25 protein-coding genes and 1 pseudogene are annotated in these 25924 nt (G+C 75.6%); 7 read left to right on the top strand and 19 right to left on the bottom strand.

Going from position 1 to position 25924, the window contains the following annotated elements; translation table 11 throughout:
• Positions 1 to 7: 7 nt before the first annotated feature.
• Positions 8 to 1423 (bottom strand): MFS transporter, encoded by a 1416-nt coding sequence (locus ACR9E3_RS07625; RefSeq protein WP_460379612.1) that lies wholly within the window; start codon positions 1421 to 1423, stop codon positions 8 to 10.
• Between the two features lie 37 nt (positions 1424 to 1460).
• On the opposite strand from ACR9E3_RS07625, the gene ACR9E3_RS07620 reads away from it, so the two are divergent.
• Positions 1461 to 2000: a winged helix-turn-helix transcriptional regulator gene (locus tag ACR9E3_RS07620; protein ID WP_460379611.1), complete on the top strand. Its 540-nt coding sequence runs from the start codon at positions 1461 to 1463 to the stop codon at positions 1998 to 2000.
• A gap of 48 nt (positions 2001 to 2048) precedes the next feature.
• Here the strand turns inward: ACR9E3_RS07620 and ACR9E3_RS07615 are convergent, their stop codons facing one another.
• Positions 2049 to 2501, bottom strand: coding sequence for a carboxymuconolactone decarboxylase family protein (locus ACR9E3_RS07615; RefSeq protein WP_460379610.1), 453 nt, complete (start codon positions 2499 to 2501; stop codon positions 2049 to 2051).
• An 81-nt stretch (positions 2502 to 2582) separates the two neighbouring features.
• Here ACR9E3_RS07615 and ACR9E3_RS07610 point away from each other — a divergent pair, with 81 nt between their 5' ends.
• Positions 2583 to 3461 (top strand): sigma-70 family RNA polymerase sigma factor, encoded by an 879-nt coding sequence (locus tag ACR9E3_RS07610; RefSeq protein ID WP_460379609.1) that lies wholly within the window; start codon positions 2583 to 2585, stop codon positions 3459 to 3461.
• Positions 3462 to 3538: 77 nt separating this feature from the next.
• On the opposite strand, the gene ACR9E3_RS07605 is transcribed toward ACR9E3_RS07610, so the two are convergent.
• From ACR9E3_RS07605 to ACR9E3_RS07575, 7 genes are all read right to left on the bottom strand, one after another.
• Entirely contained in the window at positions 3539 to 4216 is a 678-nt protein-coding gene (locus ACR9E3_RS07605) for a MadR family response regulator transcription factor (RefSeq protein ID WP_460379608.1), read from the bottom strand.
• A complete protein-coding gene (locus ACR9E3_RS07600; RefSeq protein WP_460379607.1) occupies positions 4213 to 5601 on the bottom strand; it encodes a MadS family sensor histidine kinase in 1389 nt (462 codons plus the stop codon). The genes ACR9E3_RS07605 and ACR9E3_RS07600 overlap by 4 nt, the downstream gene beginning before the upstream one ends.
• Before the next feature lie 28 nt (positions 5602 to 5629).
• Complete coding sequence (locus tag ACR9E3_RS07595) at positions 5630 to 6868, bottom strand: iron-containing alcohol dehydrogenase (protein WP_460379606.1); 1239 nt, start codon at positions 6866 to 6868, stop codon at positions 5630 to 5632.
• A 209-nt stretch (positions 6869 to 7077) separates the two neighbouring features.
• Complete coding sequence (locus ACR9E3_RS07590) at positions 7078 to 7785, bottom strand: PIG-L deacetylase family protein (protein ID WP_460379605.1); 708 nt, start codon at positions 7783 to 7785, stop codon at positions 7078 to 7080.
• Positions 7782 to 8084, bottom strand: coding sequence for an AzlD domain-containing protein (locus ACR9E3_RS07585; RefSeq protein ID WP_460379604.1), 303 nt, complete (start codon positions 8082 to 8084; stop codon positions 7782 to 7784). Before ACR9E3_RS07585 ends, ACR9E3_RS07590 begins: the two co-directional genes overlap by 4 nt.
• The gene (locus ACR9E3_RS07580) at positions 8081 to 8782 is read right to left on the bottom strand and encodes an AzlC family ABC transporter permease (RefSeq protein ID WP_460379603.1); all 702 of its coding nucleotides are present in this window, start codon (positions 8780 to 8782) and stop codon (positions 8081 to 8083) included. Before ACR9E3_RS07580 ends, ACR9E3_RS07585 begins: the two co-directional genes overlap by 4 nt.
• A gap of 95 nt (positions 8783 to 8877) precedes the next feature.
• The gene (locus ACR9E3_RS07575) at positions 8878 to 11505 is read right to left on the bottom strand and encodes an ATP-binding protein (RefSeq protein WP_460379602.1); all 2628 of its coding nucleotides are present in this window, start codon (positions 11503 to 11505) and stop codon (positions 8878 to 8880) included.
• A gap of 169 nt (positions 11506 to 11674) precedes the next feature.
• Here ACR9E3_RS07575 and ACR9E3_RS07570 point away from each other — a divergent pair, with 169 nt between their 5' ends.
• Together ACR9E3_RS07570 and ACR9E3_RS07565 are read left to right on the top strand one after the other, a co-directional pair.
• Complete coding sequence (locus tag ACR9E3_RS07570) at positions 11675 to 12529, top strand: class I SAM-dependent methyltransferase (protein ID WP_460379601.1); 855 nt, start codon at positions 11675 to 11677, stop codon at positions 12527 to 12529.
• Between the two features lie 116 nt (positions 12530 to 12645).
• The gene (locus tag ACR9E3_RS07565; RefSeq protein ID WP_285650789.1) at positions 12646 to 12921 is read left to right on the top strand and encodes a DUF4242 domain-containing protein; all 276 of its coding nucleotides are present in this window, start codon (positions 12646 to 12648) and stop codon (positions 12919 to 12921) included.
• A gap of 27 nt (positions 12922 to 12948) precedes the next feature.
• Here ACR9E3_RS07565 and ACR9E3_RS07560 read toward each other — a convergent pair whose 3' ends face one another.
• The 3 genes from ACR9E3_RS07560 to ACR9E3_RS07550 are packed head-to-tail and all read right to left on the bottom strand — an operon-like array spanning position 12949 to position 16265.
• The gene (locus tag ACR9E3_RS07560) at positions 12949 to 14121 is read right to left on the bottom strand and encodes an XdhC family protein (protein WP_460379600.1); all 1173 of its coding nucleotides are present in this window, start codon (positions 14119 to 14121) and stop codon (positions 12949 to 12951) included.
• Positions 14114 to 15340 carry a vWA domain-containing protein gene (locus ACR9E3_RS07555; protein WP_460379599.1) on the bottom strand — a complete coding sequence of 409 codons (1227 nt, stop codon included), beginning with the start codon at positions 15338 to 15340 and terminating at the stop codon, positions 14114 to 14116. Before ACR9E3_RS07555 ends, ACR9E3_RS07560 begins: the two co-directional genes overlap by 8 nt.
• A 28-nt stretch (positions 15341 to 15368) precedes the next feature.
• Positions 15369 to 16265: an AAA family ATPase gene (locus tag ACR9E3_RS07550; RefSeq protein WP_285650798.1), complete on the bottom strand. Its 897-nt coding sequence runs from the start codon at positions 16263 to 16265 to the stop codon at positions 15369 to 15371.
• Positions 16266 to 16760: 495 nt separating this feature from the next.
• Here ACR9E3_RS07550 and ACR9E3_RS07545 point away from each other — a divergent pair, with 495 nt between their 5' ends.
• A complete protein-coding gene (locus ACR9E3_RS07545) occupies positions 16761 to 17153 on the top strand; it encodes a transglycosylase family protein (RefSeq protein WP_460379598.1) in 393 nt (130 codons plus the stop codon).
• A gap of 401 nt (positions 17154 to 17554) precedes the next feature.
• Positions 17555 to 18256 (top strand): transglycosylase family protein, encoded by a 702-nt coding sequence (locus tag ACR9E3_RS07540; protein ID WP_460379597.1) that lies wholly within the window; start codon positions 17555 to 17557, stop codon positions 18254 to 18256.
• A gap of 84 nt (positions 18257 to 18340) precedes the next feature.
• Here ACR9E3_RS07540 and ACR9E3_RS07535 read toward each other — a convergent pair.
• From ACR9E3_RS07535 to ACR9E3_RS07515, 5 genes and pseudogenes are all read right to left on the bottom strand, one after another.
• Positions 18341 to 19281: pseudogene (locus ACR9E3_RS07535) on the bottom strand (molybdenum cofactor biosynthesis protein MoaE).
• A 19-nt stretch (positions 19282 to 19300) separates the two neighbouring features.
• Positions 19301 to 19789 carry a cyclic pyranopterin monophosphate synthase MoaC gene (moaC, locus tag ACR9E3_RS07530; RefSeq protein WP_460379596.1) on the bottom strand — a complete coding sequence of 163 codons (489 nt, stop codon included), beginning with the start codon at positions 19787 to 19789 and terminating at the stop codon, positions 19301 to 19303.
• Positions 19782 to 21242 (bottom strand): malic enzyme-like NAD(P)-binding protein, encoded by a 1461-nt coding sequence (locus ACR9E3_RS07525; protein WP_460379595.1) that lies wholly within the window; start codon positions 21240 to 21242, stop codon positions 19782 to 19784. The genes moaC and ACR9E3_RS07525 overlap by 8 nt, the downstream gene beginning before the upstream one ends.
• Complete coding sequence (locus tag ACR9E3_RS07520; RefSeq protein WP_460379594.1) at positions 21239 to 21784, bottom strand: nucleotidyltransferase family protein; 546 nt, start codon at positions 21782 to 21784, stop codon at positions 21239 to 21241. The genes ACR9E3_RS07525 and ACR9E3_RS07520 overlap by 4 nt, the downstream gene beginning before the upstream one ends.
• Before the next feature lie 47 nt (positions 21785 to 21831).
• Positions 21832 to 22044: a hypothetical protein gene (locus tag ACR9E3_RS07515; RefSeq protein WP_460379593.1), complete on the bottom strand. Its 213-nt coding sequence runs from the start codon at positions 22042 to 22044 to the stop codon at positions 21832 to 21834.
• Between the two features lie 108 nt (positions 22045 to 22152).
• On the opposite strand from ACR9E3_RS07515, the gene ACR9E3_RS07510 reads away from it, so the two are divergent.
• A complete protein-coding gene (locus ACR9E3_RS07510) occupies positions 22153 to 24498 on the top strand; it encodes a helicase-associated domain-containing protein (protein WP_460379592.1) in 2346 nt (781 codons plus the stop codon).
• Between the two features lie 142 nt (positions 24499 to 24640).
• Here ACR9E3_RS07510 and ACR9E3_RS07505 read toward each other — a convergent pair whose 3' ends face one another.
• Both ACR9E3_RS07505 and ACR9E3_RS07500 read right to left on the bottom strand, forming a co-directional pair.
• The gene (locus tag ACR9E3_RS07505; protein WP_285650814.1) at positions 24641 to 25243 is read right to left on the bottom strand and encodes a GTP-binding protein; all 603 of its coding nucleotides are present in this window, start codon (positions 25241 to 25243) and stop codon (positions 24641 to 24643) included.
• A complete protein-coding gene (locus ACR9E3_RS07500) occupies positions 25224 to 25913 on the bottom strand; it encodes a DUF742 domain-containing protein (protein ID WP_460379591.1) in 690 nt (229 codons plus the stop codon). The genes ACR9E3_RS07505 and ACR9E3_RS07500 overlap by 20 nt, the downstream gene beginning before the upstream one ends.
• Positions 25914 to 25924 lie beyond the last annotated feature (11 nt).

Here is a 25924-nt window from a genome sequence, read left to right as displayed (position 1 = left end):
CTCTGCGTCACCCGGTCGTCACGGGAGTCCGCACCCGCCGGGGTCGGCAGGCCGCCACGGCGACGGCACCGAGCAGCGAGAACGCGACGGCGATCGGCACCGCGTCGTTCCAGCCGGCGACGAGGGCGGCCGGGCCGGCGCCCAGGGACGGGCGGGTGGCCACGACGGCGACGATCGTGACGCCGATCGCGGAGCCCACGTAGCGGGCGGTGTTGTTGGCCCCGCCGCCCATCGCGCCGCGCCCCGGCGGCACGCTGGCGACCGCCTCGCGTCCGAGGGCGGCGTTGACGACGCCGGTGGCCGCGCCCGCCAGGGCGAGACCCGGGGCGAGCGTCGCCGGGGAGTCGCCCGGCTCGAGGCCCAGGAGCAGGAGCTGGCCGGCGGCGATGACGAGCAGGCCGCCCGCGAGCAGCAGACGCCCGGACCAGGCGGCCGGCAGGCGCCGGGCGAGCAGGGCCGTGACCACGCTCGTGCCCGACCACGCGAACAGCAGCGTCGCCCCCACCAGGGCGGTGCTGCCCAGGCCGCGCTCGACGACGGTCGAGAGGAACGACGACGAGGCGATGATCCCGAGGCCGGTCGCGAGGGCGCCGACCGTCGCGGCGACGAAGGCGGGCGTCGCGAAGAGCCCCATGTCGAGCATCGGCGCGGTCCGGCGTCGCTCGACGACGACGAAGACGACGAGCAGCACCACCCCCGCCGCGAGCAGGGCCAGCACCCCGGGCCGGCCGAACCCGGAGCGGCCCTCGGTCAGCCCGGCCAGCAGCGCCGCGAGCCCCGCCGCCAGGACGATCACGCCCGGCAGGTCGAGGGGACGTGGCTCCGCGGCGCGCGACTCCGCCACGAGCCGCTGGGTGGCGAGCGCGAGGACGACGGACGCGACCGCGGCGACCCAGTAGGCGCCGGTCCACCCGACCACGCGGTCCAGGCCCGAGGCGAGGAACGGGCCGACCGCGATCCCGGCGGCGAGGCTCGCGCCCCAGATGCCGCTGGCCGTGCGCGCCTCGTGCGTGCCGGCCGGGAAGGCGTGGCCGAGCAACCCCTGGCTGCACGCGACCAGGGCCGCGGCGCCGATCCCCTGCAGGATCCGGGCGACGACGAGGACGAGCGCGTTCGGCGCCAGCGCGCCGAGCACCGACGACGCCGCCAGCACGACGGCGCCGAGCACCAGGACGCGGCGCCGCCCGAGGTCGTCGCCCAGCGCGCCCACCGAGAGCAGCGCGACGCCGAGACCGATGCTCATCGAGCTGAGGATCCAGGCCTGCGCCTCCGGGCCGGCGCCGAGCGCGCCGGCGGTCGACGGCAGCGTCGCCAGCGGCGTGGTGAAGACGACGAGCGCGAGGAACGTCGCGGCCGCGGCGACGGTGAGGGTGGCGCGGGGCGAGGTCACGAGCAGCGACGCTAGCAGCTTCGGTTCGGTCATTGAACCTGATGCGGTGTGACGCGCTACCGTGGTCGGCGTGCCACTGGGCCGCGACTACGACCGCCAGGAGTGCGCCCTCGCCCGCGCGCTCGAGGTGGTGGGCGAGCGCTGGACGCTGCTCGTGCTGCGCGACTGCTTCTTCGGCGTGCGCCGCTTCGCCGACCTGCGCGCCCACCTCGACGTCCCCCGTGCCGTGCTCTCCGACCGGCTCGCGACGCTCGTCGACGCCGGCATCCTCGAACGGCGCCCGTACGCCCCCGGCCGCGAGGAGTACGTGCTGACCGAGACCGGGCTCGATCTCTGGCCCGTGCTGTTCACGCTCGCGCACTGGGGCGACCGGCACCGGGTGGGCCCGACGCACGGGCGGCGCCGGTTCCGCCACGCCGACTGCCCCGCCGGCGGCGCCGACCTCGCCGCCGGCGCCGTGTGTCCGGCGTGCGGGACGCTGCCGGGTCCGGCGTCGCTCGAGACCCGCCCGCTCGACCCCGACGACGGGGAGCGCTCGGCCCGCGAGCGCGAGGACGCCGTCAGCCGCGCCCTCCGCCGCCCCCACCGCCTCCTGACGCCGCTGCCCTGACCTACGTGAGCGAACTTCCGGGCTATAGCCCGGAAGTTCGCTCACGTGTCACCAGGCGCCCATCGGCCGTCGGATCGCGACGTTGGCGTGGTTGAACAGGTTCGTCAGGGCGATCTGGGCGACGAGCCCGGCCAGCGCGGTCTCGTCGAAGTGCCGGGCCGCCTCGCCCCACACCGCGTCCGACACGGCGTCCGGGCGGTCCGCGATGCGCGTCGCCGCCTCGGCGAGCCCGAGCGCCGCCTTCTCGCCGTCCGAGTACACCGTCGCCTCCCGCCAGACCGGCAGGTGGTCGAGGCGCTCGTCGGACTCGCCGTTCTTGCGCAGCCCCTTCGTCCCGGTGTCGACGCAGAACGCGCAGCCGTTGATCTGGCTGATCCGCAGGTGCACCAGCTCCAGCGTCGTGTCCGGCACGCCCGCGGCGCGGATGGTGCCGATCATCGCGCCCACCGCCTCGCCGAAGCCGGGCAGCGCGCGGGTGAAGTGCTCGAGTCGTGCGGTCATGACGAACTCCTCGCTCGTGGTCACATCCGCCGGTGCGCGGCGGTCTCCCTGGTGACGCCCCACGACGCGAGGATGTGACCGATGGACGAGACCGCACTCGCCGCGACCTTCGAGACCCACCGACCGCACCTGCGCGCCGTGACGCTGCGCCTGCTGGGCAGCTCGGCCGAGGCGGACGACGCCGTGCAGGAGACGTGGCTGCGCCTCGCGCGCACCGACGTCTCCGAGGTGGAGAACCTCCGCGCCTGGCTGACCACCGTCGCCGGCCGCGTGGCGCTGTCGATGCTGCGGTCGCGCGGCACGCGGGCCGAGTCGCCGATCGACGACGCCCCGGACGCCACCGACCCGGAGCCGAGCCCGGAGGCGCGCGCGGCGCAGGCCGACGCCCTCGGCGCCGCGCTGATCGTCGTCCTCGACCGCCTCGACCCGGCCGAGCGGCTCGCGTTCGTGCTGCACGACCTGTTCGCGGTGCCCTTCGCCGAGATCGCCACGGTCGTCGAGCGCAGCCCCGCCGCGGCGCGCCAGCTCGCCAGCCGGGCCCGGCGGCGCGTGCAGGGCGGGTCGGACACGGCCGAGGCCGACCCGGCGCGGCGCCGCGAGGTCGTCGACGCCTTCCTCACCGCCGCCCGCGAGGGCGACTTCGCCGGCCTGCTCGCCGTCCTCGACCCCGACGTCGAGCTGCGCGCCGACCGCGTCGCCGTGGCCGCCGCCGCCCGCAACCCGGGCGCGCCGGACGTCACCGAGACCGTCAGCGGCGCCGACGCCGTCGCCCGCGTGTTCTGCGGGCGCGCCCGGGCGGCGCAACCGGCGCTGGTCGACGGCCTCCTCGGGGCGGCGTTCGCGCCGGGCGGGAAGCTCTACTCGGCGTTCGACATCGTCGTCGTCGACGGGCGCATCGCGGCGATCGAGATGATGGCCGACCCGGAGATGCTCGCCGGGCTGGACGTCACGATGCTCTGAGTGATCGTGGTGGCTTTCCTGATGTCTGACATCAGCATGGACGCCAGGCTGACAACCACGTCGACCCCGGTCTCCGGCTAGATCAGGCCCATCTTCGAGGCGGCGTAGACCGCTTCGGCGCGGCGGGTGACGTCGAGCTTGCGCATGAGGTTGCCGACGTGGAACTTCACCGTCGTCTCGGAGATGAACAGCTCGCGGCCGATGGTGCGGTTCGACATGCCGCGGGCGAGCAGGCGCAGGACGTCGAGCTCGCGGCCGGTGAGCGGGTCGCCGTGGGGCTGCTGGCCGTTGAGCGAGCGCACGACGGCGGCCGCGGAGCGCGAGTCGAACGCCGACTCGCCCCGGGACACGGCGCGGATGGCGCCGGTGAGCTCGGTGGTGTCGACGTCCTTGACGACGTAGCCGCGGGCGCCGGCGTGGACGGCCTCCACGACGAGGCGGTCGTCGAGGAACGTCGTCAGCACCAGCACGCCGACGCCGGGGTGGGCCTGGGTGAGCTGGCGGCACAGCTGCAGGCCCTCGGAGTCGGAGCTCGTGGACAGCTTGAGGTCGAGCAGGACGATCGTCGGGCGCTGGTGGGCGACGACGGCGAGGGCCTCGGCGGCGCTGGACGCCTCGCCGACGATCGAGAACTGGGGCTCGCGCTCGAGCACCGAGCGCAGGCCCTGGCGCACGATCGCGTGGTCGTCGACGAGCACGATGCGGACCTCGCCGCGCTTGGCGGTGGTGCGTGCGGGCACGCGGATCTCGGTCATGACCGGCTCCTGGACTCTTCGGCGGTCTCGGCGGGAGCAGGCGAGCCCAGGGGCACGCCGACCTCGACCCGGATCCCGCCCTGGGGTGCGCGGCGGATGCGCAGGGTGCCGCCGATCTCGCGGGCGCGGTCGGCCATGTTGGCGAGGCCCCGGTGGGAGCCGTCGAGGTCGCCGGCCGCGGCGACGCGCAGCGAGCGGCGGACGTGCTCCGGGTCGCCGGTGCCGTCGTCGGACACCGAGAGCACGAGCCGGTCCTTGCGGTAGGCCAGGCGCACGACGGCGACGCTCGCCTCGGCGTGCACCGCGGCGTTGAACAGCGCCTCGCCCGCGACCCGGAACAGCGAGCGCTCGGCGCCGGACGACAGCGCGACCGGGCGGCCCTCCAGCCGCACCTCGACGCGCAGGTCCGAGGGCATGTGGACGGTGCCGAGCTCCTCGAGCATCGCGGGCAGGCTCTGCGGCCCGCGGTCGCCGGAGTGGTTCAGCGCGTAGATCGCCGAGCGCAGCTGCTCCACCGCGCGCCGGGTCAGCGCCTTCGCGGTCTCGAGGCGCTCGCGCTGGCGCTCGTCACGGATCTCCGAGCGCACGACCTCGATCTGCATCCCGGCCGAGAGGGCGTACTGGGTCACCGAGTCGTGCAGCTCGCGGGCGATCCGGTGGCGCTCGGCGTCGAGGGTCTCGCGCTGGCGGGCGACGGTGAGCGCGTCGCGGGTGCGCTGGAGCTGGTCGTTGCGGGCCGCGAGGTCCTCGGCGTGGCGGCTGGCCTCGCCGTAGAGCGTCATCGTGCGCTGGTGCAGCGCCGAGTTCTGCAGGGCGGCGGCCGTCTGGCCCGCGAGCACGCGCAGCACCGAGGCGTCGGTGGCGTCGATCGCCCGCTCGGCCCCGGTCCAGGCCACGATCTCGCCGACGACGTCGCCGTCGAGGTGCACCGGGACGTGCAGGTGGTGGGGGTCGTGCGCGTGGTCGCCGTCCGCGCCGTTGCTGCGGCTGACGTCCCCGGTGGAGTCGTGGTGCACGTGGCCCGCGCCGGACCGCACCGCCTCGAGGTGCGTGACGACCCACGGCGGCAGGTCGGGGTCGGCCGCGTCGACCTCCTCGCCGGCCGGGCCGAGCACGAGGTGGCGGGGGGCGGCCTCGGGCAGGGCGCCCTCGGCGAGCGCGAACACCACCCAGTGCGCGGTGAGGTGGTCGGCCGCCGCCTCGGCGACCGAGCGCACGAGCGTGCCCGGCCCTTCGGTGGTGCGCACGAGGGCGCGCGAGATCCGGTCCAGCGCGTGGATCACCCGGCGCAGCCGTTCGGCCGACGCCAGGTACTCGATGTAGAAGGACGGCTTGCCCGACCGGATGCCGGTGAGCTGGTCCAGATCGTGGTGGTCGACGCTCATCAGACGGCCGCCGTACCGCGCGACCCCACTACAGCGCCGCCCGGAAGAGGGTCTCGATGTCGGCCTGGTCGGCCTCGCGGGGATTCGTCGACAGGCAGGCGTCCGCCAGCGTCATGGCCGACAGCACCGAGACGTCGGACTCGGTCACCCCGATCTCGCCGAGCCCCTTGGGCACCCCGAGCTCGTCGGCGAGACGGCGCACCTCCACCGCGGCCCACTCGGCGGCCTCGGCGGCGCCGGCGTCGGAGTCCGGCGTGATGTCGCCGGGCAGGCCGAGGGCCTGGGCGATCGGCACGAACCGGTGCGGGTCGGGCTCGGCGTTGAACCGGATGACGTGCGGCAGCAGGACGCCGTTGATCACGCCGTGCGGCAGGTCGAGCAGGCCGCCCACCTGGTGGCTCATGGCGTGCGCGGCCCCGAGGATCGCGTTGGTGAAGGCGAGCCCGGCCTCGAGCGCCGCCTGCGCCATGCAGGTGCGCGCGGCCTCCTCGGCGGGGTGGTCCATGGTGCGCTCGAGGTGCTCGCCGACCAGCGCGATCGCCTGCAGGGCGTGGTGGTCGGTCAGCGGGTTGTGGGCGCGCGAGACGTAGGCCTCGATGCCGTGGGTGAGCGCGTCGAGGCCGGTGGCGGCGTTGAGCCAGTCCGGCATCGTCGTCAGCAGGTGCGGGTCGACGATCGACATGTCCGGGACCAGCGCCCGGCCGAGAATCGTGATCTTGGTGTTGCGCGCGGTGTCGGTGACGATGCAGAACTGCGAGACGTCCGCGCCGGTGCCCGACGTCGACGGCACCATCACCATCGGCGGGATCGGCAGCGCCATCCGGTCGACGCCCTCGTAGTCGGTGATGAGCCCGCCGTTGCCGGCGAGCAGCGCGATCCCCTTGGCCGCGTCGATCACCGAGCCGCCCCCGAGGGCGACGATGACGTCACAGCCCTGCTCGCGGTAGACGACGTGGCCGGCGGCGATCTCGTGGTCCTTGGGGTTGGGCGTCACGCCCTCCCAGACCGTGGGGACGAGACCGGCCTCGGCGAGGTACGCGCAGAGCTGGGTGGGCCAGCCGGCGGCGCACAGCCCCGGGTCGGTGACCAGCAGGGGGCGGCGGGCGCCGAGCCGGACCGCGGCGTGCGCGGCCTCCGACAGCGAGCCCGGGCCGAAGAGGATCTCCGGGACGTGGAACTTCGCGAGCCGGGGCGGCGTGCCCGTGCGTGGACGCGTCGTCGCCCGGTCGGCCGGGCTCCGCGTCGGGGCGACGGTCGCACCGCCCACCGGCTGCTCTCCGGAGCGGCGGTGTGCGATGACCGAACCTCCCGCGCGGGTGACGCTGTCGACGAGGACCACGCTGCCCCCTCCCTGCCGGTGCACGATGTAGGCCACGTTACAGAGGACCGGCGGGCGACGGCAGGGTGACGACGGGGTTCGGTCGCGTCCGATCGACGTCAGGTCCCGCACGGACGACCACGGTGCGTCATCGCACGTCAGGCCGCCATGGCGGTGACCGCGGGCGGGGTACGCAGGAAGGCCTCCTCTGCCCACCAGCGTCGGAACGCCGGAAACCCGACAGCGTCGACCAGACGACGGGTCTGGCTGTCCTGGGCGAGCATCGCTGCCATCTTCCGGTCGAGTCGATCCCCCTCCAGACGGGTGTGCACGTCCGGCACGACCTCCGCGGCCGGCTCGTCCATGAAGATGCCGAGGGCGTCGTTGACGTCGGCGAACCGGCGGGTGAAGTCGGGGACGAGGACGGCGCGCAGCAGCTCCGCCTCCGGTGCGACCGCGTCGCGGGCGCGGGTGGTCCAGCGGCCGACCGCGCGGTGGTCGTCGTGGCCGGTCACGCCGTCGGGCCCGAAGGTCACGATCGTGTCCGGACGGACCTCCTCGATGATCGTCGCGACGGCCCGCGCGGCCAGCTTCTCGGTGGCGAGGGCGCAATCGCCGTCGCGGTGCCCGAGCCAGCGGTGCTCGTCGACGCCGAGGACGGCGAGGGCGTCGGCCAGCTCGCGCTCCCGCAGCCGGCCGAGCCGCTCGGGCGGCCAGGCCGCGGGGTCGTCGGTGCCCCGCTCGCCGCGGGTGGCCGTGACGAGCACGACCCGGTCGCCGCGCTCGCGGGCGGCCAGGACGAGCCCGGAGGACAGGAACGTCTCGTCGTCGGGGTGGGCCCAGACGCCGAGCAGGGTGCGGGTCACGTCAGGACCTCCCAGGTGAGCACGACCGCGACGGCGGCCAGGACTCCCACGGCGGGGTTGCGGAACCGCAGCGCGACGAGCGCGGCGACGGCGAGCCCGACGTGGGCGGGGCTCAGGGTGACCAGGGCGCCGAGGCCGCGGTGGCCGACGAGGGCGGTCGCGACGAGCGCGGCGAGCGCGGCCGGGGCGAGGTGGCCCAGGCCCCGGCGCAGGGCCGGCGGCAGGCGGCGGGCGGGGACGACGGTGATGAGCAGGACGCGCAGCGCGTAGGTCGCGGCGGCCGCACCGAGCATGATCATGACGCACTCCGGTCGGACAGCGTGGCCGCGGCGACGCCGGCGGCGATGCCGCACAGCAGACCGAGGCCGTCGGGCAGGGGCGAGGCGGTCGCGGCGACGACCGCGGCCACCGCGGCGCCGGCTCGAGCGGGCCGGGCGCGCAGCTGCGGCACGAGCACCGCGAGGAACATGGCCGGGGCGGCGACGTCGAGTGCCGACGAGGCCGGCAGCACCGGCGCCAACAGGGCGCCGACGGCCGTGAGCCCGACCCAGGTGGCGGCGAGCCCGAGGCCCGCGGTCAGCCAGTAGCGGCGGAACCGGGACGGGTCCTCGAGGAGATCGGGGCGCCGTGACGCCATCGCGTACGAGGGGTCGACGACGAAGTGCGGTGCCAGCCACCGGAACCACGACGGCTGGTCCCGGAAGCCGGGCTCCAGCGCCGCGGCGTAGAGCAGGAAGCGCGCGTTGACGAGGGTGACCGCCGCGATCACGGCGAGGGGCGACGCGCCGTCCCCGATCATCGCGAGCGCGGTGAGCTGGGCGCTCCCGCCGAAGACGGTGACGGACGAGAGCACGCCCGCGCCGGCACCGGCGCCGGTGCGCACGGCGGTGACGCCGATCAGCACCGCGAACGGGGCGAGACCCACCGCGACCGAGGCGAGATCGCGGAGCGCGACCCGGACCTCGGCGGCGGGAGTGTGACGCAGGGTGATATCCATGCCGAGAACGATGCGGCCGGACGGGGAGTCACGGCATCGGCGACCGTTCCCTACATTGCGCTGCGTCACTCCCTACGTCGGGGTGCGCCGCGTGCTCACATGCCGGTGGGCACCCGGCGACGGTCGGGGGCGAGGCCGAGCGAGCGGGCCGCGGACGCGGCGTCGCGCCGGGTGCCCACGCCGAGCTTGGCCAGGATCGCCGAGACGTGGTGGTCGGCGGTCTTCTCCGAGATGAACAGCCGCGACGCGATGCCCGCGTTGGTCAGGCCCTCGGCGAGCAGGCGCAGCACGTCGACCTGGCGCGCCGTGAGCCCCGCCGGGTTGGCGCGGGTGGCCGCGCGCGGCCGGGAGGGCACGCCGCTGACACCGCGCCCGCGCAGGTCGCGGCGCACCTTGGCCGCCACCGCCTCGGCGCCGAGCCGGTCGAGGGTCTCCAGGCCCGCGAAGACGTCGGCCGGCTCGCCGGCGTCGACCAGCGCGAGGGCCCGGTCGTAGGGCGCGCCCAGCTCGGCCCAGCGCTCGGCCGCCGCGGCGTGGTCGCCGTCGAGCGAGAACCGGAACGGGCAGTCGGCCGGCAGCGCCGGCGCGTCGACGGTGTACCCGAGGCGGGTCAGCCACACCGCGAGCTCGCCCGCCGACCACTCCGCGCCCGGGCGGGAGCCCGCGTCGGCCAGCATCTCGGGCGCGCGGTCGAGGCGGATGTCCGGCTCGCCGGTCACCCAGCTCCGCTCGGCCAGCGCCGACACCGCGGGCAGCAGGCGCAGCGGCTCGGCGTAGCGGACGGCGAGGTCCCAGGCGCGCTCGAGGTCGGCGTCGGATCCGGGCTCGCCGCGGCGCAGCGCGACGACGCCCTGGACCAGGCGTGGCCAGGTGTGCGTGAGCAGCGAGGCGCTCTCGCCGAGCACCGCTCCCGCGTCGAGCACGGCCTCGTCCCAGGAGCCCCGCAGCATCCGCAGGCGGCCGCGCACGCCGCGCTGCCAGCCGTAGCAGAGCGGCACGTCCCACTGCACGGACAGCGGCAGCGCCCGGTCGAGGGCCTTTTCGGCCGCGTCGAGGCGCCGCTGCTCGACGTCGACGTTGACCATGTTGCTCCAGCCCGTGGAGTGCGACTCCGTGAAGCCGTCCCCGGCGGCGTCGAGGACGGCGAGCAGCCGGTCGCGCTCGGCGAGGTCGCCGGCCAGGACGGCGGCCACCGCGTCGACCACGGTGAGCTGGACGTCGAGGTCGCGGTGGACGACCCCCGCCGCCGCGGCACGGGCCTCGTCGTGGAGGCGGCGCGCGGCGGCCAGGTCGCTGCCGTGCAGGGCGAGGAACCCCTGCACCGTGAGCGCGCTGGCGAGCAGGCCGCCCGCGCGGCTCCCGGGGGTGGCCCGCGGCCGGAGCACCGCGACCGCGGCCGCGGCGTTCTCCTCCGCGGTGCGGCGGTTGCCGCGGTACCACTCGAACACCGCCAGCGACTGGCGCCCGGTGCCCACGCCGTCCGGGTCCTCGTCGGCCTCCCACCAGGAGACCGCGCACTCGCAGGCCGCGACCGCCTCGTCGAGCCGGTCGGTGAGGTAGAGCTCGTTGGCCATCAGTTCGCACAGCCCCGCCCGCGCCCCGCGGGCGTCGCGCGGGGCGCGCTCGAGCGCCGTGGCGAAGAACCGCGCGGCCTCCGTGTGCGCTCCCGACCCGGCCGCCACCCGGCCGGCCCGCGAGGCGTAGCGGAACGCGCGGCCGTCGTCGCCCGCGGCGAGCGCGTGGTGGGCGAGCACCGCCGGGTCGGCGTCGGACAGCGTCTCGAGCGCGTCGAGCATCCGCCGGTGCAGCGCGACCTCCCCGCCGGGCGGGATCGCGTCCGCGACGGCCAGCCGGCAGATGTCGTGGCGGTAGGTGATGCCGCGCCGGTCGCGGGCGAGGAGCCCGGCCGAGTCGAGCGTGCGCAGCGGGGCGATGCCGACCCCGAGGGCGGGCAGCAGCGTGTCGGGGACCGGACCGGGCGCGCACGCAAGCAGGTCGGCGAGGTCGCGGGCGTCGGCGTCGAGGCCCGCGGTGCGCGCCAGGACGGCGTCGCGGACCGAGAGCGGCAGCTCCCCGCCCTGGCTGACGACCTCGGTGACGAAGAAGGAGTTGCCACGGGTGAGGTGGTGCAGGCGGGCGGGGTCGATGTCGCGCTCACCCACCAGCGCGGTCACCGCGGCGACGGACAGCGGGCCGAGCTCACGACGGGTGGCCGCGGGGGTGCGCGCCACGTCGCCGAGCAGCGCGCGCAGCTCGGGCTGCGGGTCGGGCTCGTCGGCGCGGTAGGTGGCCAGCACCAGCGAGCGGGTGCCCGCGATGCGGCGCAGCAGGAAGCGCAGCAGGTCGATCGTCGCCTCGTCGGCCCACTGCAGGTCGTCGACGACGAGGACCCGCGGCCGGGCGGACAGCGCCTCGAGCAGCGCCCGGTGGATCTCGTGCGGCGGGGCGCCGACGTGGAGCAGCGACGCGACGGGGTCGCCGAGGTCGGCCGCGACGTCGTGCAGGGGCCCGAGGGGACGGGGCACGCCCAACGGGTCGCACACGCCCCAGAGGAGCTCGCCGACGTCGAGGCCGTCGGCGAACCGCCGCGCGAGCGACGTCTTCCCGATCCCCGACTCGCCGGCGAGCAGCACGATCGATCCGGACCCGCCTCGCGCCTCCCGCCAGGCCCGGTCGAGGAGGCGCAGCTCGTCGTCGCGCTCGAGCAGCTCCACACTGATCACGGTACGTGATCGAATTCACCCGGGGAATGTCCCGAACGGCCTAGTCACGGTCCGTCGAAACATGGGGAGCGCCTCCCCATGACCGATTCGTCACCCTCCACCACGCTGACTGTGACGGGCCGCACAGAGCGTCGGCCCACCATCCGGTCACCGGAACGAGGAGACGATCGTGAGCGAGACGACCACCGAGACCAGCACCGACACCAGCATCGGCAGCGCGGCCGATCAGGCCCTCAAGGCACGCCACCGCACGATGTGGGGCCTGGGCGACTACCCGGACGTCGCCGCCACCCTCATCGCCGAGCTCGGACCCCGCCTGGTCACGGCGACGGGGATCCGTCCCGGGGAGCGGGTGCTCGACATCGCGGCCGGCACCGGCAACGTCGCGATCCCGGCGGCGCGCGCCGGCGCGGACGTCGTGGCGTCGGACCTGACCCCCGAGCTGTTCACCGCGGGGCGGGCCGCCGCGGAGCGTGCGGGTGTGGCGGTCGCGTGGGAGGAGGGGGACGCCGAGGCGCTGCCCTACGCCGACGACGCGTTCGACGTGGCCACGTCCTGCGTGGGCGTCATGTTCGCCCCCCACCACCAGCAGGCCGCCGACGAGCTCGTCCGCGTCGTGCGCCCCGGCGGGCGCATCGGGATCATCAGCTGGACGCCCGAGGGCTTCGTCGGGGACCTGTTCAAGACCATGAAGCCGTACGCGCCGCCGCCCCCGCCCGGTGCCCAGCCGCCGCCGCTCTGGGGCGACGAGGCCCACGTCCGCGCCCTGCTCGGGGACCGCGTCACCGACCTCGAGACGCGCCGGCAGACCGTCACCGTGTCCGCGTTCGCCACGCCCGACGCGTTCCGCGCCTACTGGAAGGAGACCTACGGGCCGACGATCGTCGCGTACCGCAACGTCGCCGACGACGCCGAGCGCACGGCCGCGCTCGAGGCCGACATCGCCGGTGTGGCGGCGCGCCACGACCGCGGCGGCGGGACGATGGACTGGGAGTACCTGCTGGTCACCGCCCGCGTCGTGTAGGGAGCGGCCGCGCCGAAGATGGGGAGCTCGTCCCGACGATCGGGGCCCGGCCGTCGGGCGACGCTCCTCCCGTGACCGGCCGAGGGGGCCGGTCAGGGATCACGAGGAGTGACGCCATGCCGAAGTTCATCATCGAGCGCACCGTCCCCGGCGCGGGCGACCTGGGCCCGGAGCAGCTGCGGGAGATCGCCCGCACGTCCAACGCCGTCGTCGAGGGGCTGGACACCCCCTACACCTGGCACGAGAGCTTCGCGGCGGGCGACACGATCTACTGCGTCCACTCCGCGGTGTCGGCGGAGGTGGTGCGTGAGCACGCGCGCCGCGGCGGCTTCCCCGCGGACCGGGTCACCGAGGTCGGCGGCGAGTTCGGGCCGGCCACCGCCGACGGGTGACGTCCCCGCTCGCGGCGGGTGGGTCCGTCAGGATCCGCCCGCCGCGGTGAGCGACGCCGCCGAGATCGCGGGCTCGACGTTCGACTCGCTGTGGATCGGGCCCTGACGGTCCGAGAGCGGCGTGCCGCGGCCGCCCCACTGCTGGGCGATCATCTCCGCCGCGATGGAGACCGCGGTCTCCTCGGGGGTGCGCGCACCCAGGTCGAGCCCGATCGGGCTGGACATCCGGGCCAGCTCGGCCTCGGTGACCCCGGCCTCGAGCAGCCGCTGCTGGCGGTCCTCGTGGGTCCGCCGCGACCCCATCGCCCCGATGTAGCCGATCTCGGGCAGGCGCAGCGCCACCTCGAGCAGCGGCACGTCGAACTTGGGGTCGTGGGTGAGCACGGCGAGCGAGGTCCGGCCGTCGATGCGCCCGGCCTCGGCCTCCTTCGCCAGGTAGCGGTGCGGCCACTCGACGACGACCTCGTGGGCCTCCGGGAAGCGGCTCGAGGTCGCGAACACCGGGCGCGCGTCGCACACCGTGACGCGCATGCCCAGGAAGGTGCCGATCCGGGCGACGGCGGCGGCGAAGTCGATGGCACCGAAGACGATCAGCCGGGGCGGCGGCGCGAACGCCTCCACGAACACCTGCAGACCCTCGCCGCGGCGCTCCCCGTCGGTGCCGTAGGACACGAGCGCCGACCGGCCCGCGGCGAGCAGCCCGCGCACGTCGTCACGCAGCGCGTCGTCGAGGCGCTCCGAGCCCGTGCTGCCCTCGACCTCCTCGGGCCATACCACCAGGCGGCGCCCGATGCGCTCGGCCGGGCCTGAGACGACCGTGGCCACGGCCACCGACCGGTGCTCGCGCACGGCCTTCGCGATCTCGCCGAGCTGCGGGAAGGACTCGCGGTCGACCTGCTCGACGTAGACGTCGAGGATGCCGCCGCACGTCAGCCCCACGGCGAACGCGTCGTCGTCGGAGACGCCGTAGCGCTGCAGGGTCGCCTCGTCGGTGCCCTCGAGGATCCCCGAGCCCAGCTCGTAGACCGCGCCCTCGACGCAGCCGCCCGACACGCTGCCCACGGCCTGCCCGTCGTTGCCGACCAGCATCGAGGCGCCCGGCTGGCGCGGGGCGGACCGGAAGGTCCCGACGACCGTGGCCAGCGCCGTGGGGCGGCCTTCGGCCCACCACGACTCCAGCGTCGGCAGAACGTCACGCATCCCGCAGCACCTCCAGCAGCTCGGCCAGCGTGGCCAGGGAGTGTCCCGCCAGCAAACGGTCAACGTGCGGGAGGGCCGCCGCGATTCCCCCCTGCACCGGCGCGTATCCCCGCTTGCCGGCGTGGGGGTTGACCCAGACCACCCGGTGCGCGAGACGGGCGAGCCGGGCGGCCTGCTCGCCGAGCAGCTCCGCCCCGCCGCGCTCCCAGCCGTCGGAGAACACCACGACGACCGCCCGCCGGGCCACACCGCGCTGGCCCCAGCGGTCGAGGAACGCACGCAGCACCTCGCCGAGCCGCGTGCCGCCCGACCAGTCCGGGATCGCCTTCCCCGCGTCGACCAGCGCGCGCTCCGGGTCGCGCTGGCGCAGCTCGCGGGTGACGCGCGTGAGCCGGGTGCCGAGCGTGAACGTCTCGACGGCCTGCGGCGTGCGCCGGGTGACGACGTGGGCGAAGCGCAGCAGCGTGTCCGCGTACGGGCTCATGGAGCCCGACACGTCGATGAGCAGCACCACCCGCCGGGGGCGCTCGCGGCGGGCGCGGCGGCGCAGGTCACCGATCTCGCCGCCGTTGGCCAGCGCGGCCCGCAGCGTGCGCCGCGGGTCGGGCTCGCCGCGCCGGGCGGGCCGGCGGCGTCGGGCCCGGCGCCGCGGCGGGGCGGGGCGCAGCAGCGCGAGCAGCTGTTTGAGGTGCTCGCGCTCGCCGATCGAGAGCTCGGCGATGTCGCGGTCGCGCAGGACCTCCTCGCCGGAGGCCGCGACCCGCAGCTCCGGGGTCTCCTCGTCCTCGCCCTCCCCCGAGCCCGGCGGCGGGTCGGTGAGCGCGGCCATCGTCGAGATGCGCGGCTTGGGCGGCCCCGGGCGGCCCATGCGCTGGTCGCGCGGGTCGGAGGAGAACCAGGCGAAGAACGCGTGGTCGTAGCGCACCACGTCGTCGGGGTCGGCGCACAGCGTCAGCCGGCCCGCCCAGTAGGTGGCGACCTGGCTCGTGAGGTCGGAGAGCCGCAGCGCCTGGAGGTAGGCCGCGACGCGGTCGGTGGTCACCGGGACGCCCGCGTTGCGCACGAGGCGGGTGAACGCGACGAAGTCCTCGAGGACCGCCTCGTCGTCGGGCGGGGCACCGCCGCCGAGCCTGTCGACGACGTCGGCGGCCAGCACGGCGCCCGCGTGCGGGCGGGGAGCCGGCGCGTCGCTGCTCCCGCCCTGGTCGGCTGTGGTCATTCCAGGTCGCTCCGCTCGCCCCTGGTGCTCATGAGGCGAGCAGGGCGTCCAGCTTGTCGCGCGCCCGGTCGGCGTCCTCGCGGTACTTCAGCACCGCGCCGAGCGTCGCGGTGGCCGACGCGAGGTCGAGCCGGCGGGCGCCGACGAGCTGCAGCGCCTGCGCCCAGTCGATCGACTCGGCGACCCCGGGCGGCTTGAGCAGATCGAGCCCGCGCAGCCCGTGGACCGCCTGGGCGACCTGCTCGGCCAGCTCCTCGGGCAGCCCGGGGAGCCGGCGGCGCAGGATCGCGGTCTCGCGCGCGAGGTCGGGGTGCTCGAGCCAGAGGTAGAGGCAGCGGCGCTTGAGGGCGTCGTGCACCTCGCGCGTGCGGTTGGACGTGAGCACCACCAGCGGCGGGGTCTCGGCCCGCACGACGCCGATCTCGGGGATCGTCACGGAGTTCTCGGCGAGCACCTCGAGCAGGAAGGCCTCGAACTCGTCGTCGGCACGGTCGACCTCGTCGACGAGCAGCACGCACGGCGCGTCCTGGAGCGCCTGCAGCACCGGGCGCGCGAGCAGGAACCGGCGGTCGTAGAGGGAGGACTCGACGGCGTCGACGTCCAGCTCGGAGCGCGAGGCGCTCGCCGACGCCTCGAGCGCGCGCAGGTGCAGCAGCTGGCGCGGAAAGTCCCAGTCGTAGAGGGCCTGCGAGGCGTCGATGCCCTCGTGGCACTGCAGCCGGACCAGCGGCAGCGCCAGCGCCTCGGACAGCGCCTGCGCGAGCGCCGTCTTGCCGGTGCCCGGCTCGCCCTCGCAGAACAGCGGGCGGCCCATGCGCAGTGCCAGGAACGCCGCGGACGCCAGGCCGGCGTCGGCGAGGTAGCCGGTGCCGTCGAGGGCCTGCGCCAGGTCGTCCGGGCTGGTGGGTGCGGTGCTCGCTGTCACCCCACCAGCATCCCGCAGCGCTGATCGGGGAGCCACCCGTGGAGGCCTCGGGTTGCTCTGAACGGCGGTGTTCCGGCCGTGAGGCCGTGCACACAACGGATCTGCGACAGGGCGTCACATTCCCGGCACGCCGAGATCATCTCTGCTTCTGAGCTGCGCAGCTTCTCCCGACGGAGTCACGGGACCGTGTCGTTCGGGTGACATCGCTCGCACGACCGCCGGGTTGAAACACGCCGTGTCCTCCGTACCGTTCGCGTCCGGCTCCCCGACGCGGCACCGAATCCGGTGCGGGGGAGGCCGGACACCCCCGAGGTCGCCGCGCCGGCGCCCGTCCAGCGACCCGGGTGACTGCCCCGAGACGAAAGTGGCGGACCGGACGGGCGCGAGGACGTGTGACCCGGGTGCGCAGAGCACCGCGGGCGGTGAGGCCGCGTGGAACCGGCCGTCGACCCGACCGAGAGGTCCCTCCCGCGAGGCGCGGTACGGAGAGAGGTCATGCTTCGCAACACCGATGAGTCGCTGGCGCGCGCCCTCGGACGTCGGGCGGCGCAGGTCGCCCTGGTGGGCGCGGTCGCGGCCACCCCGATGGCCTTCACCACCGGGCTCGCGTCCGCCGACACGACGGACTGGGACCAACTGGCCCAGTGCGAGAGCGGCGGCGACTGGAGCACCCAGACCGGCAACGGCTTCGGCGGCGGTCTGCAGTTCACCGACTCCACCTGGCGTGCGTTCGGCGGCTCCGGCCAGCCCGAGGACGCCAGCCGCTCGGAGCAGATCCAGGTCGCCGAGCGCGTCAAGGCCGAGCAGGGCATGAACGCCTGGCCGACCTGCTCCAAGAAGACGGGGCAGAGCGACAGCTCCTCCTCGTCCTCCTCGGACGACGACTGAGGCTTCGTCCCGGCGCGGACGACCCCGGCTCCCGAGCCCCGGAGCCGGGGTCGTCGTGTCTCTGCTGGTGATCCGCGTCACAGCTCTCAGCGACACTGCGTGCGCCGGTCAGAACCGTCGGTGACACCGAGTCCTCTGTGCTGCACGTTCGTCACTCGTTCGTGACCTCAGCGCCCTCCTCACGAAACTGAGAGCGACAAGCCGTGACTCGTCGACGGATCTAGCGTCAGGTCGTCGGCCCGTGCGGCGGTGCCGACCGGAACCCGAGCGCCGTCCTGTCCGGCGGGATCCGCCCCGCCGGAGCAGTGCCCGGACAGGACCCGACAGCCCCGGGACTCCCCCCGTCCGCTCCCCCTCGCGACGGCCCGGCGGACGCGGCAGGCGCGGCCTCGTGGAGATTCGTGGAGAACCGTTCCGTGCTGCCCGCAGCGCGCCCCGGGCGCCACCGCGCCCCCCACCGCCCCGGTCGCCTCGGCCGGGCCACCCTGGCCGTCGTCGCGGCGGGCGCCCCCGTCGTGCCCGCGGCGCTGCTCGCCGCCCCGGCCGCCCACGCCGACACCGACTGGGACGCCCTCGCCCAGTGCGAGAGCGGCGGCGACTGGAGCATCAACACCGGCAACGGCTTCGGCGGCGGCCTGCAGTTCACCGACTCGACCTGGAACGCCTTCGGCGGCTCCGGTTCCCCGGAGGACGCCAGCCGCGAGGAGCAGATCCAGGTCGCCGAGCGCGTCAAGGCCGAGCAGGGCATGAACGCCTGGCCGACCTGCTCGCGCAAGACCGGCCAGACCGACGACTCCCCGAACAGCAGCGTGCCCTCGGCGGGTTCGTCGTCCTCCTCGTCGTCGTCCTCCGACGACGAGGCGGACGACTCCTCGGACAGCTCCTCGGACGCCTCGTCGGGCAGTTCCTCGGACGGCGAGACCCGTGCCGTGCGCGACACCGCCCCCGCGTCCGGGGGCAGCTACACGGTGCGCGCGGGCGACACGCTCGGCTCGATCGCCTCCTCGCACGGGGCGTCCTGGCAGTCGATCGCCCAGGCGAACCGCGACGTCATCACCGACCCGAACATGATCTTCCCGGGGCAGACGCTCGCGATGAGCTGACGCGGCTCCCGAGGTGGAGCGAGGGCGTCCCTCGCTGCGTCCCACGCAGTCAGGGGCGCCTTCGCTCCGGGACCGGGGAACGGGTCAGGGGCAGTTGACCCATTCCTCGGTGCCGTCGGTGAACTCCTGGCGCTTCCACACCGGCAGCTCCCGCTTCACGGCGTCGACGAGCTCACTGCACGCGTCGAACGCCTCGCGGCGGTGCTCGGCGGCGACGGCGCAGGCCAGGGCGACGTCGCCGATCCCGAGCGCGCCGACCCGGTGGGTCACGGCGAGCGCCCGCACGCCGGGGAACCGCCCGGCGACCTCGGCCGCCACCTTCTCCACGACCGTCGCGGCGCTCGGGTGGCCCTCGTAGTCCAGCGCGGTGACCGACCGGCCGTGGTCGTGGTCGCGCACGACGCCCGCGAACGTCACCACGGCGCCGGCGGCGGCGTCGTCGACCAGCGCGGCGTGCTCGGAGACGTCGAGCGACTCCTCGGTGACGGTCGCCCGCAGGACCCGCGCCCGGACCGTCGGGCCCGGCTCCCCTATCGGCGTGCTCCCCTCACTGCTTCGCGTCCCGGTCATGTGTGGTCCCCTCCCAGGATCTGGTCCACGGCATGGGCCAGGATCGGCTCGAGCACGGCCAGGCCGTCGCGCACCCCGCCCGGGGAACCGGGGAGGTTCACCACCAGGGTGCGCCGGGCGACGCCCGCCACGCCACGCGAGAGCACCGAGGTCGGGACCGCGTCGGCGCCGGCGCGCCGCACGGCGTCGGCGAGGCCCGGGATCTCGTAGTCGATGACCGCGCGGGTCGCCTCGGGCGTCGCGTCGGTGGGCGAGATCCCGGTGCCGCCGGTGGTGACGACGACGTGGGTCGCGTCGGCGACGGCCTCGCGCAGCGCGGCGGCCACCGGCTCGCCGTCGGGCACGACGACCGGGTCGGGCGTCGTGAAGCCCATCCCGCGGAGCCACTCGACGATGATCGGCCCACCGCGGTCGGTGTAGACGCCCGACGCGGCGCGGTTCGAGGCCGTCACCACCCGGGCGCGGCGGGTCGGGTCACCGGCCGTCGGGTCGGGTCCAGACACCGGAGCGGCCCCCTTCCTTGCGCTCGAGACGCACCGCGTCCAGCGTCGCCGCCGGATCCAGCGCCTTGATCATGTCGTGGAGCGTCAGCCCGGCGACGGCGACGGCGGTCAGCGCCTCCATCTCCACGCCGGTGCGGTCGGCGCTGCGGGCGGTCGCGGTGATGGCGACGTGGTCGTCGCCGACCTCGAGGTCGACCGTCACGCCGGCCAGCGGGATCGGGTGGCACAGCGGGACGAGGTCCGGCGTGCGCTTGGCGCCCATGATGCCCGCGACCCGCGCGACGCCGAGCGCGTCGCCCTTGGGCACGGTGTCGTCGCGCAGGGCCGCGGTGACCTCGGGTGTCGTGCGCACGACGCCGGTCGCGGTCGCCGTGCGCCGCGTGACCTCCTTGTCGCCGACGTCGACCATCCGCGCGGCGCCCGTCGCGTCGACGTGCGTGAGCCCGGAGCCCTCACTCATCGGTGTCCTCCGCGGCGCGGGCGGTCTCCTCGCCGACGGCCAGGGCCTCGCCGACCGGGACGCCCTCGCCCGCGCGGTCCTGCTCGGCGACCTTCCGGACGGCGGCGGCGACGGCCGTGGCCACCGTGCTGTCGAAGACGCTGGGCACGATGAACAGCGGGTTCGGCTCGCTCACGACGTCGGCGATCGCCGCGGCGGCCGCGAGCAGCATGACGTCGCTGATGCCGCGGGCGTGCGCGTCGAGCAGTCCGCGGAAGATGCCGGGGAAGGCGAGCACGTTGTTGATCTGGTTCGGGTAGTCCGAGCGCCCGGTGGCGACGACGGACGCGTGCCGCTGGGCGATCGACGGGTCGATCTCGGGGTCGGGGTTGGCCAGCGCGAACACGACAGCCTTCTCGGCCATGCCCGCGACGTCGGCCTCGTGCAGCAGGTCCGGCGCGGAGACCCCGATGAACACGTCGACCCCGGGCATCGCGTCGTGCAGGTCGCCGGTGCGGTGCTCGCGGTTGGTCTGCTCGGCGACCCAGCGCAGGCTCGGGTGCAGGCCGGGTCGGTCGGGGTGGATGATCCCCTCGACGTCGACGGCGAGCAGATCGGCGGGCGCCAGCGGCAGCAGCAGCCGGATGATCGCCGAGCCGGCGGCGCCGACACCGCAGACGACGATCCGGCAGTCGTTCATCTCCTTGCCGATGACGCGCAGCGCGTTGCGCAGCGCGCCGAGCACGACCACCGCGGTGCCGTGCTGGTCGTCGTGGAAGACGGGGATGTCGAGCTTCTCCCGTAGCCGCTCCTCGATCTCGAAGCAGCGCGGGGCGGCGATGTCCTCGAGGTTGATCCCGCCGTAGCCGGGCGCCAGCACCTCGACGGTGCGGATGATCTCCTCGGTGTCCTGGGTGTCGAGACAGACCGGCCACGCGTCGACGCCCGCGAAGCGCTTGAACAGCGCCGCCTTGCCCTCCATCACCGGCATCGCGGCGGCGGCCCCCAGGTTGCCCAGCCCCAGCACGGCGGAGCCGTCCGTGACGACGGCGACGGTGTTCCGCTTGATCGTCAGGCTGCGGGCGTCGTCGGGACGGGCCGCGATCGCCTGGCACACGCGGGCGACCCCGGGCGTGTAGGCGCGCGAGAGGTCCTCGCGGGTCCGGAGGCCGACCTTGGGCGTGACCTCGATCTTCCCGCCCAGGTGGACGAGGAACGTGCGGTCGGAGACGTTGCGCACCCGCACGCCGTCGAGGGCGTCGAGCGCGTCGGTGATCTGGTGGGTGTGCTCCTCGGAGAGGGCGTTGCAGCTGATGTCGACGATGATCGAGTCGGTGCGGGACTCGACGACGTCGAACGCCGTCATGACACCGCCGACCCGCCCGACGGCGACGGCGAGGTCACCCGCGGCGGTCGCGCTCGCGGGCGCCTCCACGCGAGCCGTGATCGCGTAACCCGGTCCGGGGACGGTCACCGTGCTGTCTCCCTCCATCGCTGCAGGTCCTCGGGCGTGTCGAGGTCGTCGTCGACCGCGACGTCGCCGATCTCCACGGCGACCACGTCGTCGCGCCCGCGCAGGAAGCCCCGCGCGCCCGCGTCGCCGGTGGCGGCCGCGCGCACAGCCTCCCAGTGGTCGCGGCCGAGCAGCACCGGGTGGCCCGCGCGGCCGCCGACCGCCCCGCGGGCGATCACGTCCGGCGCGGTGGCGCGGGCGGCCACCCGCGCGAGCGCCTCGGGACCGATGCCGGGGGTGTCGACGAGGGCGACGACCACGGCGAGGGCGTCCGTGCCGCTCAGCGCGTCGAGGCCGGCCCGCAGCGACGCCGCCTGCCCCTCGGTGTCCCACCCCGGCGCGGGCACCCAGGTGGTGCCCGCGTCGAGCAGGTCGGCCGTGCCGGGCAGTCCGGCGCCGAGCACCACGACCACCGGGTCGAGCCCCGCCGCGCCCAGCGCCCGGGTCCCGCGGCGCACCAGCGGCTCGCCGTCCAGCTCGACGGCGGCCTTCGGGCGGCCCATCCGCCGGCCGCCGCCGGCCGCGAGCAGGAGACCTGCGACCTGGCGGCTCAGCGGTTGATCTCGGTGACCGGATGGACGTAGCCGAGCTGGTCGGCCGGGAGCGGGAACTCGGTGTCGCCGAAGGGCGACGGCGATCCCTGGGTCGGCGCCATGAGCTCGGTGACGGGGTGGTCGCCCTCGACCTCGGGCCACCAGGGTTCCCCGCCGCGCACGGGGCTCTCGTGCTCCGGCTGCTCTCCGGTCGCGTGGTCGTCGGCCATCTCTCTCCGGCTCCTCCCGCCGTACGTGCGGCCCGCCCGGACGGCGGAGCCCCAGTCTGCCGCACCTGCGAGGTGTGCGCGCCGGAGCCCGACTACCGTGGAGAGACGATGTCCGGCAAGTCCCTGCTCGACCACCTGCGCGCCCAGGACGACGACACCCTGGGCGCGCTCTTGCGTGCCCGCCCGGACCTCGCGCTGCCCGCGCCCGCCGACACCGGCGTCGTGGCCACCCGGGCGAGCGTGCGGATGTCGGTCGGCCGGGCGTGCGAGGACCTCGACGCCTTCACCCTGCAGGTGGTCGACGCGCTGCTCGTCGTGCGCGCCGACGAGGCGCCCGCCGCCGCGGGCGACGTCCTGGCCCTGCTCGGCGCCGACCGCGCCGACGCCGGGCGCGCCGCGCTCGCCGACCTCGAGCGCCGCGCTCTCGCGTGGCCCGACGGCTCCACCGTCCCGCCCGCGCTGCCGCACGCCGACCCCGCGGCGACCGCCGGGTGGCGCGCGGTCCCGGCCCTGCGCGACGTGTCGGTGCGCTACCCCGGCGGCCTCGGGCGCCCGGCCCCGGAGTTCTCCGAGATCGCGCTGGCCGACGACCCCGCGGAGATCGTCGCCGGCCTGTCCGCCGACGAGCGCTCGGTGGTGGACGCGCTGGCCGCCGACGGCCCGATCGGGCGCAGCCGGGCGCAGGGGCCTGACGACGGCCCGGTCGGGCGGTTGCTCGCGGCAGGCCTGCTGCACCGCGTCGACCACGAGACCGTCGAGCTCGCCCGCGAGGCCGCCCTCGGCGTCCGGGCCGACCGCCCGCTCGGCGACGTCCCCCTCGCCGACCCCATGCCGTCGCCGCGGCGCCAGGACCCCGCCGACGTCGACGCCACGGCCGCGGGCGAGATCCTCGAGCTGGTGCGGCACGCGGAGTCGGTGCTCACGGCGTGGTCCGACCGCCCGCCGTCCGTCCTGCGCTCGGGTGGGCTCGGCGTGCGCGACCTGCGCCGCGTGGCCCGCGACGAGGGCCTCACCGAGCAGGACGCCGCGCTGCTCGTGGAGGTGCTCGCCGGGGCCGGGCTGGTCGCGGTGTCGGAGGGCGCGGACGCGGCGTGGACCCCGACGGTGACGGTCGACCGCTGGTTCGCCGCGGGCCCCGACGTGCGCTGGACGACGCTCGCCCGCGGCTGGCTGGACACCCCCCGCGCCCCGTCCCTGGTCGGCGCCCGCGACGTCGGCGACAAGCTCATCGGCCCGCTGTCCGACGAGGCCCGCCGGCCCTGGGCGCCCGCGCTGCGCCGCCGGGTGCTCGACCGGCTCGCCGAGTTCCCCGACGGCGAGGGCCCGCCCACCGCCGACGACCTCGTCGCCTCCCTGGCCTGGCGCGCCCCCCGCAAGGGCGGGCGGCAGCGCGACGAGATGATCCGCACGGTGCTGCGCGAGGCCACCACGATCGGTTTCGTCGCCCACGATGCGCTGACCTCCGCGGCCCGGGAGCTGCTCACCGTGGCCCGCGGCCCCGGCGACGATCCCGACGGCGCCGCGGCCGCCGCCCTGCGGCGCTCCTTGCCCGACCCGGTCGACCACGTGCTCCTGCAGGCCGACCTCACGGCCATCGCGCCCGGTCGCCTCGAGCCCGGGCTGGCGGCCGCTCTCGACCGCGTCGCCGACGTCGAGTCCGCCGGCAGCGCCACCGTCTACCGCATCAGCGAGGCCACGGTGCGCCGCGCGCTCGACCTCGGGCAGACCGCCGCCGACCTGCACGAGCTGTTCTCGACGCGCTCCGCCACGCCGGTGCCCCAGGGGCTGACGTACCTCGTCGACGACGTCGCCCGGCGCCACGGACGCCTCCGCGGCGGGGCGGCCGCCTCGTTCCTGCGCTCCGAGGACGAGGCCCTCATCGCGGAGGTCCTCGCCCACCCCGAGGCCGAGCGCCTGGAGCTGCGCCGCATCGCCCCGACCGTGCTCGTGAGCCAGCAGCCGCTGGTCGACGTCCTCGAGGCCCTGCGCGGCGCCGGGCTCTCCCCCGTCGCCGAGGACGACGTCGGCGGCGTGCTGGACCTGCGGCCCCGGGGCCGGCGCACCGCCGCCCGCCGGCCGGAGCGCGCGGTGGGCACGACGCCGTCGCTGTCCTCCGACCAGGTCGTCGCCCTCGTCGCCCAGCTGCGCGCGGGCGACCGGGCCGCCACCGCCTCGCGCGGCCGCGCCACGGGCGCCGGCTCCGGGCGCACGGCCACGTCGGCGACGGTCGCGGTGCTCGCTGAGGCCGCCCGCACCGGCCGCAGCGTGTGGATCGGCTACGTCGACGCCCACGGCACGGCGTCCCAGCGCGTCGTGCGTCCCCTGCGCGTCGGCGGCGGCGTGCTGGAAGGCGTGGAGGACGACGGCGACACCAACGGCGAGACGGTCGGCGCCGCCCCGCTGTCCTTCGCGCTGCACCGCATCACCTCGGTCAGCGTCCTCGCCGACCGCTGAGGCTCGCCGGGCTCCTGCAGCGAACGGGTATCTCGCTGCTTCTATGCGCGCGAAGTCCCCGTTGATCACTCGCTACGCCGGATGCGAACGGGGAGAACCAGCGCATAGAAGCAGCGAACAGCGCGTTCGCTGCAACAACACGCTAGGCCCGGGCGCCGACCGCCCAGACCTGCATGGCGTGTTCCACGAGGGCGATGAGCGCCTGCTTCGTCGACTCCCGGTCGCGGGCGTCGACGGTGAGGATCGGGACCGCCGGGTCGATGGCGAGCGCCTCGCGGACGTCCTCGAGCTCGTGGCGCAGGACGCCGTCGAAGCAGTTCACGCCGAGCACGTAGGGCAGGCGGCGGTCCTCGAAGAAGTCCACCGCGGCGAAGCAGTCCGCGAGCCGGCGGGTGTCGGCGAGGACGACCGCGCCGATCGCGCCGCGCACGAGGTCGTCCCACATGAACCAGAACCGGTCCTGCCCGGGGGTACCGAACAGGTAGAGGATCAGGTCGGAGTCCAGCGACACGCGGCCGAAGTCCATCGCCACCGTGGTGGTGCGCTTGTTGGGCACCGCCGAGAGGTCGTCGACGCCGGAGCTGGCGTCGGTCATCACGGCCTCGGTGGTCAGCGGGTCGATCTCCGAGACCGAACCCACGAACGTCGTCTTGCCGACACCGAACCCACCGGCCACGACGATCTTGGCTGAGGTGGTGGTCGGGGCGGGCTCGGCCACGGCCGCGTCAGAGCCGTCGAAGTCCACTCAACACCCTTTCCATCAACGCCATGTCCGGGACGTCGCCCGAGGTCGAGGCGGTCTGGTGCACCACGACGGTGCCCTGCGAGGCCATGTCGCCGATGAGCACCCGGGCGACGCCGAGCGGCAGCGTCAGCAACGCCGCCACCTCCGCGACCGACCGGGGCTCGCGACACAGCTCCGCCACGGCGCGGTGCTCGTACTGGGGGATCCGCGACGGGTCGCGGCCCGCGGTGCCGACCGAGACGAGGGTCTCGATGGCGAGGTCGTAGACCGGGCGGGTGCGCCCGCCGGTCCAGGCGTAGGGGCGGACGATCGCGACGTCCTCGGCGCGCTCGGCGGGCGGTTCGGGCTCGGGCAGCTCATGCCGCGGCGGCCCCACCTGGGGTGTGCCGTACGGCGCGGTCTGCGGCTCTCCCCCGGACCACGAGTGGGCGCCGTCGGGCGCCCCGTCGCCGTAGAGATAGCCGTCGGGGGCGACGGTGCCGCCGCTCTCCGGGCCGGTCGCCGGCTCGTCGGTCGGCCCCGGACCGTCGGCGGCGTCGGGACCGTCGGACGGCGCGTCGGTGCGGCGACGGCGGAAGAGCCCGCGCCGCTCGCCGCGCGGCCCTCGCGGCGCCGGCCCGTTGATCCCGTTGAGGATGTCGGCGAAGGACTCGCCGGGGTCATCGCTCACCGGTCGTCACC

Source organism: Actinomycetospora sp. C-140, from assembly GCF_054796175.1.
This window is presented reverse-complemented; position numbering and strand designations above follow the sequence as displayed.